This window comes from Vibrio sp. 10N.222.49.C9 (assembly GCF_041474985.1).
Classification (GTDB): Bacteria; Pseudomonadota; Gammaproteobacteria; order Enterobacterales; family Vibrionaceae; genus Vibrio; species Vibrio crassostreae_C.
In genome coordinates, this window is record NZ_JBFRVD010000054.1 from 45,109 (window position 1) to 57,217 (window position 12,109).

11 protein-coding genes are annotated in these 12,109 nt (G+C 45.3%); 5 read left to right on the forward strand and 6 right to left on the reverse strand.

Annotated features, from left to right (window positions below; genetic code table 11):
* Positions 1–7: 7 nt before the first annotated feature.
* From xerC to lptM, 5 genes are read right to left on the reverse strand one after another with little or no spacing between them, the layout of a single operon-like run.
* The gene (xerC, locus tag AB4585_RS20095; RefSeq protein ID WP_136974431.1) at positions 8–940 is read right to left on the reverse strand and encodes a tyrosine recombinase XerC; all 933 of its coding nucleotides are present in this window, start codon (positions 938–940) and stop codon (positions 8–10) included.
* Positions 909–1,607, reverse strand: coding sequence for a DUF484 family protein (locus AB4585_RS20100; protein WP_372170716.1), 699 nt, complete (start codon positions 1,605–1,607; stop codon positions 909–911). The genes xerC and AB4585_RS20100 overlap by 32 nt, the downstream gene beginning before the upstream one ends.
* A 44-nt stretch (positions 1,608–1,651) precedes the next feature.
* Positions 1,652–2,482: a diaminopimelate epimerase gene (dapF, locus tag AB4585_RS20105; RefSeq protein WP_017061013.1), complete on the reverse strand. Its 831-nt coding sequence runs from the start codon at positions 2,480–2,482 to the stop codon at positions 1,652–1,654.
* Positions 2,483–2,493: 11 nt separating this feature from the next.
* A complete protein-coding gene (gene lysA, locus AB4585_RS20110; protein ID WP_017061012.1) occupies positions 2,494–3,747 on the reverse strand; it encodes a diaminopimelate decarboxylase in 1,254 nt (417 codons plus the stop codon).
* A gap of 42 nt (positions 3,748–3,789) precedes the next feature.
* On the reverse strand, positions 3,790–3,906 hold the full coding sequence (gene lptM / locus AB4585_RS29780; RefSeq protein WP_017063757.1) for an LPS translocon maturation chaperone LptM: 117 nt from the start codon (positions 3,904–3,906) through the stop codon (positions 3,790–3,792).
* 75 nt (positions 3,907–3,981) lie between these two features.
* Between lptM and cyaY the strand changes: the two genes are divergently transcribed.
* Positions 3,982–4,296: an iron donor protein CyaY gene (gene cyaY, locus AB4585_RS20120; RefSeq protein ID WP_017061010.1), complete on the forward strand. Its 315-nt coding sequence runs from the start codon at positions 3,982–3,984 to the stop codon at positions 4,294–4,296.
* Between the two features lie 71 nt (positions 4,297–4,367).
* Here the strand turns inward: cyaY and AB4585_RS20125 are convergent, their stop codons facing one another.
* The gene (locus AB4585_RS20125; protein WP_017066755.1) at positions 4,368–6,896 is read right to left on the reverse strand and encodes a class I adenylate cyclase; all 2,529 of its coding nucleotides are present in this window, start codon (positions 6,894–6,896) and stop codon (positions 4,368–4,370) included.
* 344 nt (positions 6,897–7,240) lie between these two features.
* On the opposite strand from AB4585_RS20125, the gene hemC reads away from it, so the two are divergent.
* From hemC to AB4585_RS20145, 4 genes are read left to right on the forward strand one after another with little or no spacing between them, the layout of a single operon-like run.
* Positions 7,241–8,179: a hydroxymethylbilane synthase gene (gene hemC, locus AB4585_RS20130; protein ID WP_017061008.1), complete on the forward strand. Its 939-nt coding sequence runs from the start codon at positions 7,241–7,243 to the stop codon at positions 8,177–8,179.
* Positions 8,180–8,181: 2 nt separating this feature from the next.
* On the forward strand, positions 8,182–8,910 hold the full coding sequence (locus tag AB4585_RS20135; RefSeq protein WP_017061007.1) for a uroporphyrinogen-III synthase: 729 nt from the start codon (positions 8,182–8,184) through the stop codon (positions 8,908–8,910).
* 19 nt (positions 8,911–8,929) lie between these two features.
* Entirely contained in the window at positions 8,930–10,156 is a 1,227-nt protein-coding gene (locus tag AB4585_RS20140; protein ID WP_017061006.1) for a uroporphyrinogen-III C-methyltransferase, read from the forward strand.
* The gene (locus AB4585_RS20145) at positions 10,156–11,337 is read left to right on the forward strand and encodes a heme biosynthesis protein HemY (protein ID WP_017061005.1); all 1,182 of its coding nucleotides are present in this window, start codon (positions 10,156–10,158) and stop codon (positions 11,335–11,337) included. The genes AB4585_RS20140 and AB4585_RS20145 overlap by 1 nt, the downstream gene beginning before the upstream one ends.
* The last annotated feature ends 772 nt before the right edge of the window (positions 11,338–12,109 follow it).

Sequence of the window (12,109 nt, forward strand, 5' to 3'; positions counted from 1 at the left end):
CTTTAATCTAATCTTTATTCTTCTTACGCGCTCGAGGGTGAGCCTCATCGTACGCTTGAGCTAAGTGTTGGAAGTCCAAGTGAGTATAAATTTGGGTTGTCGAGATGTTTTCATGCCCCAACAACTCTTGGACAGCACGAAGATTCTGGCTCGATTCAAGCACGTGAGTTGCAAAGGAGTGACGCAGTTTATGCGGGCTAATATGACTCGCGACGGATTGCTTCTTACCCCACTCTTCCATGCGCTTTTGCACACTGCGATGAGAGATACGAGTCCCGAGCTTAGAGACAAACAGCGCGGTTTCACCCGGTGAAGCCAATTCACCACGAACTTTGAGCCATTTATCGACCCACTCTTTAGCTAAACCAGAAAAAGGCGCTTTGCGTTCTTTGTCGCCTTTACCAATCACTCGGATTTCGCCTTGTCGACCCAACACATCTTTCAGATTGATGCCGACCAGTTCTGCCAGTCGTAATCCAGCACCATACATCACCTCCATCATCGCTCGATCACGAATCGACAATGGATCGTCCTCATTCACATCAAGCAGTTGACCCACTTCATCAACATCGAGGTTTTTAGGCAAAGGGCGTTGTTTGCGAGGTGCAGAGACACCTTTGGCTGGATTGGCGGTCATTTCGCCACGCAACACAAGGAAATCAAAGAAGCTGCGCAGTGACGATAAGCGCGTTGCAATGCTGCTCGCTTTCATTCCCTCACGCATGCCTTTACTGGCCAGTTGTCTGACCCACGCCGCATCGACTTGACCCCAATCCTTTAGCCCTAGAGTGACTAAATGACCGGCCATGGTTTCAAGTTGTTGTTTGTAATTACGTTGGGTGTGTAGGCTGAGTCCCTTCTCGCTTCGGAGATATTCATAGAAGCGAGAAAGTGGCTTTTGAAGGCTGTTAGGAAGAGGTATTTTGGGCTCTAGGCTCATTATTTATCTGCCAAGGTAAGGTGTCCGCCAAATGAGCGACAACAAGTGCTAAATGGCGTAAAAAGAGCGTATCCATATGGGGTTGGAAATGTCCGCCATCTTCACTAGAAAAGGCGAGCAAACCCAATGGAGACTGCTTAGCAAGCGGTAGTACTACATAAGAGCCTAGCTCTGGAACTGGATAATCACCAAACAAATCGTGTCTGTCGGCTTTTCTCAAGCGTCCAAGATAAGCATCTTTGCCATTGAAATGGTTAAGCGAAAACTTAGAGTAACCCTCAGCACTCAACTGATAAAAGCCAGATTGCGAAAGAATACGAACATGAGCCTTAAGCCCAAGATCTAACGCTTTTTGTTCAACGGCTTTTATCACCTGCATGAAGTCACTGCATTTCAGCACTTGCGCTTGCAGATCCATAAACTCATAGAAGGTTTTATCGTTATTTGCTGCCAACGACATCAAGCCAGTGATCTCTTCTTCAAGCTCTTCGATTCGATGACGTTGGCGTTTAAGCTGAACCTCAACCAGAGAAACAGCGCCCTGCTCAACGTTATTGATAGCAAGGCGATCAACCAAATCTTTTCGGTCTTGGAAAAAATCTGGGTTATCACGTAAATATTCCGCGACCACTTCTGCGGTGAGTGCGCCGGCTTCAACGTAAGACAAAACCTATCCTTTATTTTTATGAATATATTTGTTTTGGGTCGTTATTAGCAAGAAAGTTGACCATCAAACACATGCGTTGCAGGGCCGGTCATAAACAGAGGTTTACCCGGGCCTTGCCAGCTAATGTGTAAGTCACCGCCTGGTAGACGAACCTTCACATTCTCAGCCAGTAAGCCTTGAGTGATACCCACTGCAACTGCGCCACACGCTCCGCTGCCACATGCCTGAGTTTCACCCGCGCCGCGTTCGTAAACACGTAGACGAACTTCTTCACGGTTAACGACCTGCATAAAGCCAGCATTAACACGCTCAGGGAAACGTTCATGTGATTCAAGTAGTGGGCCTAAGGTGTCCACATCAGCCGTGTCGACGTCATCAACCACGGTAACCACATGTGGGTTACCCATGCTTACCGCACCACAGAATAAGGTGTGTACATCCGTTCTTAGGATATACGTCTTCTCTGGCTGCTTGGCCTTGAATGGAATCTTGCCGGGTTCGAACTCAGGAATGCCCATGTTCACCGTGATCAGGTCATTCTCTTCAATCTTGAGAACCATTTTACCTTTCTTGGTACTCACGTTGATGCTGTACTTATTCGTTAAGCCTTTCATGCGAACGAATCGTGCAAAACAACGTGCACCATTGCCACACTGCTCCACTTCACTGCCATCCGCATTGAATATGCGGTAATGGAAATCAGTTTCTGGATCATAGGGAGCCTCAACCACAAGTAGCTGATCAAAGCCCACACCAGTGTGACGATCCGCCAAACGACGGATCAAATCTGGAGAAAAGAAAATATTTTGAGTAATGCAGTCCACGACCATGAAATCATTGCCCAAACCATGCATTTTAGAAAAGTGGAAGTGCATAACGCTTAAAATTACTCCGGAAGAATGTTTTCAAGTTCCCACAGACTCGTAAGCTCTTCACGCTGACGAACCAAGTGAGTTTTATCGCCATCCACCATCACTTCAGCCGCACGCGAACGAGTGTTGTAGTTAGATGACATCGCGAAGCCATAAGCACCCGCTGAACGAACTGCTAGCAGATCACCTTCTTCAAGAACAAGGTCACGATCTTTACCTAGGAAATCGCCTGTCTCACAGATTGGGCCAACCAAATCGTAAGTCACAGCTTCACCCTGACGAGGGCTAACAGGAACAATATCCTGCCAAGCTTGATAAAGTGCTGGGCGCATTAGGTCGTTCATTGCTGCATCGATGATGGCAAAGTTCTTGTGCTCTGTTGGCTTGAGGAACTCGACTTTCGTTAATAATACACCAGCGTTAGCAGCAATCGCTCTTCCAGGCTCGAAAATCAGCTCTAGATCAGAATGATTGTCTAGGCGAGCCAATAAGGCTTTCGCGTAGTCAGAAGGCTGTGGTGGTAATTCATCACGATAAACCACACCCAAACCGCCACCGACATCAAGGTGTTTGATGTTGATACCGTTAGCACGTAGCTGGTCGATCAGCGCAAGCAGGCGATCGGTTGCATCGATGAAAGGTTCGATATCCGTTAACTGAGAACCAATGTGGCAATCAATACCATGGATAGACAAGTTATCGAGTGTTTTTGCAAACTCATAGACAGCAGGAGCACGGTCGAAAGCGATACCAAACTTGTTATCACGCAGACCAGTAGAGATATAAGGGTGAGTGTTCGCATCAACGTCTGGGTTGATACGCAGTGAAATCGGCGCTTTAACACCAAGCTCACCAGCTACTTTATTCAGTCGCTCTAGTTCTGGTTCAGACTCTACGTTGAAACACTTAATGTTCAACTCAAGCGCACGCTTCATTTCAGCGGCTGTTTTACCGACACCAGAGAATACAACTTTTGCTGGATCGCCACCGGCAGCAACCACACGCTCTAGCTCACCGCCAGAAACGATATCGAAGCCAGAGCCCAAACGAGCCAAAGTATTCAACACGCCAAGGTTTGAGTTAGCTTTAACGGCATAACACACCAAGTGCGGATGCTCACCAACCGATGAATCAAACGCATTCCAGTGGCGTTCTAATGTTGCACGAGAATATACATACAGCGGTGTACCATATTGCTCTGCTAGTTGTGAAAGTGCGACGTCCTCAGCCCAAAGCTGGCCATCTTCCTGATAGTTGAAGTAATCCAAAGTTCTTATCCCTTATAAATAACGATTTCTGCGTGTTTTCACTTATTGTGATTGTTCGGTTTGCTGAACTTCATCAGGATCGTACAAAGGACCCGTTTGACCACAACCAGAAAGTCCAATAACGGACATCATAAATAGAGCAGCAATTAATTTTTTCATTTTGCATATCGTGATTATTAACTCAATGCCCCCTATAATCGCACCACACTCAGGAAAAGCAATAGGATAGAAAGGATGAACGAGACTGAATTTCATCAGCTGGTCGATATACAGATGCAAAACATCGAAGAAGCTATCGATGAATCAGAGGCAGATATTGATTACGAAGTGACTGGTAACGTGATGACGCTGGAGTTTGAGAACCGCAGCCAAATCATCATTAACCGCCAAGAACCAATGAAAGAAATCTGGTTAGCGTCTAAATCTGGTGGCTTTCACTTCAAGCTAGTTGACGACAAGTGGACATGTTCAAAGACGGGCATGGAGCTGTTTGAGATGGTTAAAGAAGAATGCGTGAAGCACGCAGGTGAAGCGATCGATTGGGTCTAATCATTTGTAAGCAAAACTAAAAAGGAGTGAATCAATCACTCCTTTTTCAATATCAATCGGGCTTAGTAAGACTAGATGTTGACTATCTTTGAGCTCCGAGAAGCTAAAGTTGCATCGTTACGATAAGGCACAACGTAAGAATTGCCTTCTTCAGGATGAACGATTTGGTAGTACTGAGGTAGGTTAAAGTTAATCAACTTAGACGACATCTTCGACTCATCTTTTACCGATGTGTAGAAAGAATTCACGCTCGCGATCATCTCATCTTTTTCACCGCTGTACTGGTGGTAGACCTCAACTTGGTTCGACTCGTCCAATACATAAATATTGAAGCCTTTGTCGGTATCTTCGAAAAAGAACTGAATCAAGCCCTCACTCGCAAAACCATCCACCACTTCTGGTAGCTGATACTCTTGCTCTTTATCGAGCATCAGTAAAGGTGAGCCTTTGAGCTTATTGGTTGAGATGCTACGGTAGAAATCGACCGAGTTTTCCAACATCTGTACCGACACACCACGACGTTCGAAGAACAGACCAAACATCTTATTAGCTAAACGAATAGCCTTAAAGCGGCGGCGCTTCTCGGGTTCAATCGGTTTCAATCGTAAATCGATACACTCAGCAAGCAGTTGATACACCATGTTACGCATCACACCACGCAGGTTTTTGCTGTAACAGAACACATCAACCGATTCTGGCGGTAAAGCATCTTGGTGCATTTTGCCAAGTACCGTCTTCAGCGCATCCAGCATTGCCGTATCACCTTGGAAATGCAGCGTACGTACTTCATGCCAAGAGTTACGATAAACTAAGTCGACACTGCCGACTAAGCTCTTACCTTCCTCACCAAAGCTGAAGATATCGGCGTTCTTGAGGTCCACTTTTAATGCACGACCACTTAATTCAGACGTCGGGTCATTTTCAAAGTTGATGAACATCGCTAGCTGGCTTATCTCACACGGGCTCGCCAGTGCTTGCATACTTGGGCGACGCTTACGCAAAGAAAACGTATTACGCAGGTCGCTCACCATTTGATAGAACTTATCGATATCGATGTGAGCGTCACGTACCACAGAGTGCAAACGTGTCGACTCGGTAATCAAGCCATTAAAAAACGACCATGCTACCAACTTACTCAAGTACTCATGGTGCTCTAGAGAAGGCTGACCAAGAATGCGGTGTGCAACCAGTGGCTGCTTATACAAGTACCAACCTGCTTTATTCGACTGACCCTGACGAACTTCGATGAAGCTCAAGTCGGGTTCATGCAGATCCGGAGAGATTTGTGGGTTCAGCAGTGTCACTTTACCTGGCAATACCTCAAACGCAGCGTAAAGCTTACGTGCCAAGATACTGATATCTTGTGGGCTGATTGCCGAAGTGATGTCGTTACGACGCGCAAATTGAATCAGATTACGGTAGCTCAGCATCAAGGCATCAAGCAGTGCATGGTGCACCACTTTAACCTGCTCAACCTTCCAGTTACGGCGGTTATCGAGCTCAGCAATGGTTTCATGTCCCCAATTCCAAGACTTAGTCATCTCAGTCAAGGCTTCACGACGCCACGCAACAGAACCAATGCCCGCATCTCGTGACAGCTTCTCGTGGGTCTTAAGATAAAAACAGCGTCTTACCAAGTCCAATCGAGTATGGTCGTTAATACGCTCTAGGTAGCGCGTTACCTTCTCAAGCATCAGATAGTAACTATCCATGCCATACAGATCCGGTTCATCCGCGAAGAAGCGACGCTTGGTATCAATACTCAGCAGTTGGGTGTTTGGGTATTCCCATGAATAGGCTTCTAACAGGATCGCCTTCAAAACCGATTTATACGGTGAGTCGATACTCTTATAGAGCTGCCACAGGTTTGAACCAAAGTACTCTTCAGCGGGAATGCGATTCAGCTTGCCGAAATCGATCCACTGCGAGCAATCAAGATAGCCATCCTGACACAAACCTTGAACATACTCGTCGTAACACTCTTCCATTTCTGGCGGAATGATTTGCCACAACAAACGCTGACCAGCCAAACGAACCGCAGAGCGATAAAACTCATCAAGCAATAATAAGTGCTGTGAAGAACCACAGTTATCGCCGGTCATCTCTTCTGAATGGTTCGAACGGAAACGCTCTTCATCCATCAAGAAGAAGTTCGCTTCTACTCCCAAGGTTTCAGCCCAATCGGTAATCAAGAGACACTTGTTGGTTAGGCTATCGCGAGAGGCGCCATCCATATCCGGGGAAACACACACCCAGATATCAAGATCACTTGAAGTGCTTTGACCAATAGAAGAAGTACTACCCATGGTGTACAAGCCAAGGATTGCTGGTTCATCCGTCTCGGTGAGTTTGCCACCCAGCGTTAATTCGGTATCAGAGACAAATTGCTTTTGGAATTCATTAAGCGTGAAGCTACGAATTCCAAAAGGAACTTGTTGGTCATAATAACCAGGCATCATCGGGTGATTGAAGTGAAGCAGTGCGGGAATAAGGTTGAATACTCGCTGGCCTTGCACATTCATCAACGCCAACGCACGATCAATGCGCTGCTGATTTAGATTGTCTAATCGTTGAATCAAAGTTTGAGTGTAAGCCTGCAAGGTAAGTCCTTGGTTTGAGGTTAAGTGCAGTTCTGTTTAGTTACTGAACGAAAGGAGCAACAAAACGTGATCAATTTAACACTTTTACCCTTAATGGTAAAGCAAAGGAACCCGTCATACTGGTCAATTCCTTGATGACAGAAAGTTAAACTCACGGCGCCGTAGTGTCCTCTTTATTGACTATTTCTAATAATAGCCCATGTTTCAAATGAGATACTAATCACACTATTTTGGTGAACTCATGAAAATCTCTCAGCTATCAAAGTATGGAATGATCAAACAGTAAGAATTCTCGCCTCATAATGGTAGGATTAGGCTATTACAGAACCTATATCGGAAACACCATGACAAATTCAGCACCAATCCGTATCGCGACCAGAAAAAGCCCTCTTGCCCTTTGGCAGGCATACTTTGTAAGGGATGCACTGCAAGCTGCTCACCCTGGTTTAGAGGTTGAGTTGGTAACTATGGTGACCAAAGGTGACATCATCCTAGACACTCCGCTTGCTAAAGTGGGTGGTAAAGGACTGTTCGTTAAAGAACTTGAAGTAGCCATGCTAGAAGGTCGTGCTGACCTAGCGGTTCACTCAATGAAAGATGTACCTGTCGACTTCCCTGAAGGTCTAGGTCTGGTAACAATTTGTGAGCGCGAAGATCCGCGTGACGCTTTCGTATCAAACACTTACAACAACATCGACGAACTCCCACAAGGTGCTGTCGTGGGTACGTGCAGTCTGCGTCGCCAATGCCAACTGTTAGAATACCGCCCAGATCTGATCATCAAAGAGCTGCGCGGCAACGTTGGTACTCGTCTAGGTAAACTCGATGATGGTCAATACGATGCGATCGTACTGGCTGCTGCAGGTCTTAAACGTCTAGAGCTAGAAGAGCGTATTCGTAGCTTCATCGAACCAGAGCAGTCTCTCCCTGCTGTTGGCCAAGGCGCTGTTGGTATTGAGTGTCGCCTTGATGACGAGCGTCTGATTAAACTCCTTGAACCACTGAATCATAAAGACACGGCTGATCGTGTACTGTGCGAACGTGCAATGAACCTTACCCTAGAAGGTGGCTGTCAGGTTCCTATCGGCAGCTACTCATTATTAGATGGCGAAAACATCTGGCTACGTGCATTAGTTGGTGAACCGGACGGTTCTAAGATGGTTCGTGGTGAGATCTCTGGCCCTCGCAAAGATGCAGAAGCACTTGGCGTGACTCTGGCAAATCAATTGCTGGATGATGGCGCGAGAGAAATCTTAACCAAGCTCTACGTTGACCAAGAATAATCATGACAGTGTTGGTGACTCGTCCCGGTTCAGAGGGACAATCGCTTTGCCAACAACTAGCGGATGAAGGGGTTCAAGCAATCCATCATCCGCTGATTCGTATCGTGGATAATCCCAACTCTGCGGATTTAAGCACCCAGCTTAATAACAGCGATATCATTATTGCAGTCAGTCACCACGCCGTGGCGGCTGCCCAAAGCATCCTTTCAAAAACCTCATCCATTTGGCCTACTTCGCCGCTTTATCTTGGCGTTGGTCAAAAAACTGCGCACGTTTTAAGCAAAGTCTGTAAACAAAAAGTAAACTATCCTCAAGTTAGTGATAGTGAACATCTTCTTAAACTTACTGAACTTAATGGCGTAGAAAATAAGTCCATTTTGATACTACGTGGCAATGGTGGGCGTGAGCTCATTAGGGATTCTCTACTCAATCGAGGTGCACAAGTCTCTTATTGTGAGACCTACCGTAGAGAATATATTCCTATTAGCGACCACAATACCTATCAAACATGGATAAACAAAAAAACGTCCAAAGTTGTCATCACTAGTCAGGAACAATTGGAGTATCTCTGCTCAATTACCCCTGATGAGTATTTGGCTTGGCTTTCAACAAGACATCTATTTGTCCCAAGCCAGCGCATTGTAGAACGAGCACAACAACTCGGCTTCTCGAATGTGACCAATACTCACAGTGCTACGAACCAAATATTACTGGCTGCTCTCCGGCCCTAGCTAGAAACAGGAAATAAGCATGACAAGCAAAAAAAATAATGAGCATATTGAACCTGAAAAGAAACAAGATACTCAGCCAGTAGTTGTTGAAAACGAAAAAGCTGACTCTACAGAGACAAAACAACCTGAACAGAAGCTTGATGCCTCTGCTTCAAATACCGCTAAAAATGAGCAGCCTCAAGCTGAGCATAAAGAGCAAATAGAGAAAGCAGAAAAGCAAGGTAAGCGCGGTGTCAAACTAGGCGCTATTGCGATCGCTATTTCAATTATCTTCAGTGGCGGTATCGCATTTCAAATGCAGCAAAAGAGCGCTGAATACTCGGCTCAAATAGCCGCTCTTCAAGCACAACTTCAAAATACCCAATCTGCGGTAAATAAAGACCTACAAACCATCAAGCAAGAGACTATCCAAGAAGCCTCACACGCGGTGGAGAAAACTCAGGTCGTGCAATCTCAACAGCAGAAGAGCATTCAAAGCCTGCAGTTAGCAGTGGCTGACGTGAAAGGTCGCCGCCCGAATGACTGGTTGCTTGCTGAAGCTGATTACCTTGTGAAACTAGCAGGACGTAAACTGTTCCTCGAGCATGATGCCGTTAGTGCAACCAAACTAATGGAAAGCGCCGATCAACGTATCGCCGCACTGAATGACCCGAGCTTAGTGTCACTGCGTCAATCAATGACCAATGACATTACCAAGCTTCGCACTATTCCTCTGATCGACCGTGACGGCTTAGTTCTGCGTATCACAAGCTTGCAACAGCAAGTCGATACACTGCCGCTTGCCAATGCGATTCTTCCGGAAGCTGCGGTTGTTGAGAAAAAAGCGGTATCGCAAGATATTAATGATTGGCAGAACAACCTGATGACGTCGATGAAAGACTTCTCAGAAAACTTCATTACCTTCCGTAGTCGTGATGGCGAAGTTATCCCTCTACTCTCTCCTGAACAACACTTCTACCTGCGTGAAAACATCAAAGGTAAATTAGAAACCGCGATTCGCGCCGTCTACAAAGAACAAGGTGAACTCTATAGCGCAGCTCTTAATACCGCTAGCGAGTGGTCGAAAGCTTATCTAAACCAAGATAACAACTCAGTGATTGAATTTGAGAAAGCGATTAAACAGCTAAGTGAACAGAACATCTCTGTGAAATACCCTGTAAAGCTTGAATCTCAAAATGAGTTGTCAGATGTGATACGTGAGCGCCTACGTCGTGAAGTCACCGTTATGACCACGGAGGAAAAATAATGATTCGTTGGATTTTTCTTTTTCTCGTTCTAGGTGCTGGGTTAATTGTTGGTACTCAGTTCTCTGGTCAACAAGGCTACGTTCTGATCTCAATTGCGAATAAGACTATTGAGATGAGCGTGACAACACTGGTTATCTTTGTCATTGCTCTTCTAGCGGCTCTATTCGGCTTAGAGTACCTATTTAAAAAGCTTATGTACGCAAGCTCGACAACTTGGAACTGGTTCAGTGTTCGTAAGCTGAAACGTTCTCGTCGTTATACCAATGAAGGCATTATCAAGCTACTTGAAGGTGACTGGAAAGGCGCTGAGAAGAAAGTAACTCGTTGGGCTAACCATCACGACATGCCTCTACTTTGTTATTTAGTCGCTTCTCAAGCGGCACACGAACAAGGTAATACAAGTGAGCGAGATAAGTACATCGAGCTTGCTAGCCAACAGGACGACTCTCTACTAGCGGTTGAGCTAACTAAAGCTAAACAGCAAATCAGCGAGTCAAACTACGAAGCTGCATTCGATACACTTTCGACCCTAAAAGGCACATACCCTAATAACACTGCTGTACTTGGCCTGTTAAAAGCCACTTACTTGCAACTGAAGTTATGGCAGCCATTGCTAGAGTTAACTCCTAAATTAGTTAAGAACAAACTTCTAACAGCTGATGAGCAACGTGAATTAGAACAGAAAGCACAATGTGGGCTACTTCATGATGTGGCACAACAGCAAGGTAGCGAAGGTTTAATCAGCCATTGGAACAAGCTTTCAAGAAAACAGAAACAAAGTTCGCACCTTGTATCCTGCTTTGTGAAGCAACTTATCGCTCGCAAAGCTGACTCAGAAGCCTTCACTGTGATCAAAGAGAACATTGCAAAGAGTGGGTCAAATGAACTCTACATGTTGCTTCCAGAGCTGAACTTATCCGATCACCACCCAGTAGTGGTCATGCTAGAACGTGCAATTAGTAAAGACAGTGGTAATGCCGAAGCACACAGCGCGCTGGCTCAGTTCTACTTAAGAGAGCAGAAGTGGGCGGAAGCACAAAGCCACTTCGAAAAAGCCCTAGCACTTCGCTCAAATGTTTCAGATTACGGATACCTATCTGACGCACTAGAGAAGCAAAACTTAACGAAAGCAGCTCACGAGGTTTCTCGTAAAGCGCTCGCTCTAGTTCAACCCGCTTAACTCTAAGCGACTCAAACTAAGCCGATGTCTAGCATCGGCTTTTTTGTATCTGCTATTTAACCCTAGATAACTTCTACAATAGCTATAAACCAAGCTCATCAAACACTTACCTGCCCAATACCAACTAACCATGAAATTGCTCAACTGGGCTTCTCAAACACACGGAGAACGACTTTAGTTGTGTCTGTACGTAGTTTTACCATTCTTATAAACAAGTCCTTATAAGAGGTTCGAGAGGAGTCATAGAGAAAAGTGATACCTTGAAGTTCAAGAACAAATGGAGATCAGCTTGAGAGTAGGCGCTTAAAGATATTTACCCGCAGACAGATGCCCACTTAAAGTCACGTTGAATTAACAATTAAATAGCCATCAACGTTCCAACTATAAACCGTTATAACCGGGGAGTTCACGTAACTGCCTGTAGATTAATCTATTAAGTAGAGGGAGATAGCAAGAGTTACCGACGAACAAAACCTTGTTATTAGAAACGAGGCATCTTTATCAGCCAGTTCAAATTAGTAGGAGATAGAGCTCTCAAGACGCTCAGGAAAAGTTAATCAACGAACCAATAGCCACAAGTATAAACTTACGTAATCAAGCGCTGCTAGAGAGAGCAGAGCTTAATAATAAGTGTCGGAATATCAGAGCTCGTGATCAACGTAAAGCGCCTCTACAAACTCTGAGACGAATAATAAGACTCATACCAATCCGGAAAATTAACTGATCAGGTCAATCCAATCTCTTGTACACACTTTTGTGACGCGATCTTTGC

Bases quoted from the DNA above. Each gene is read 5' to 3' on its own strand.
- xerC (WP_136974431.1), bottom strand. From the start codon at position 940: ATGAGCCTAGAGCCCAAAATACCTCTTCCTAACAGCCTTCAAAAGCCA.
- dapF (WP_017061013.1), bottom strand. From the start codon at position 2,482: ATGCACTTCCACTTTTCTAAAATGCATGGTTTGGGCAATGATTTCATG.
- lptM (WP_017063757.1), bottom strand. From the start codon at position 3,906: ATGAAAAAATTAATTGCTGCTCTATTTATGATGTCCGTTATTGGACTT.
- cyaY (WP_017061010.1), top strand. From the start codon at position 3,982: ATGAACGAGACTGAATTTCATCAGCTGGTCGATATACAGATGCAAAAC.
- hemC (WP_017061008.1), top strand. From the start codon at position 7,241: ATGACAAATTCAGCACCAATCCGTATCGCGACCAGAAAAAGCCCTCTT.
- AB4585_RS20135 (WP_017061007.1), top strand. From the start codon at position 8,182: ATGACAGTGTTGGTGACTCGTCCCGGTTCAGAGGGACAATCGCTTTGC.
- AB4585_RS20140 (WP_017061006.1), top strand. From the start codon at position 8,930: ATGACAAGCAAAAAAAATAATGAGCATATTGAACCTGAAAAGAAACAA.
- AB4585_RS20145 (WP_017061005.1), top strand. From the start codon at position 10,156: ATGATTCGTTGGATTTTTCTTTTTCTCGTTCTAGGTGCTGGGTTAATT.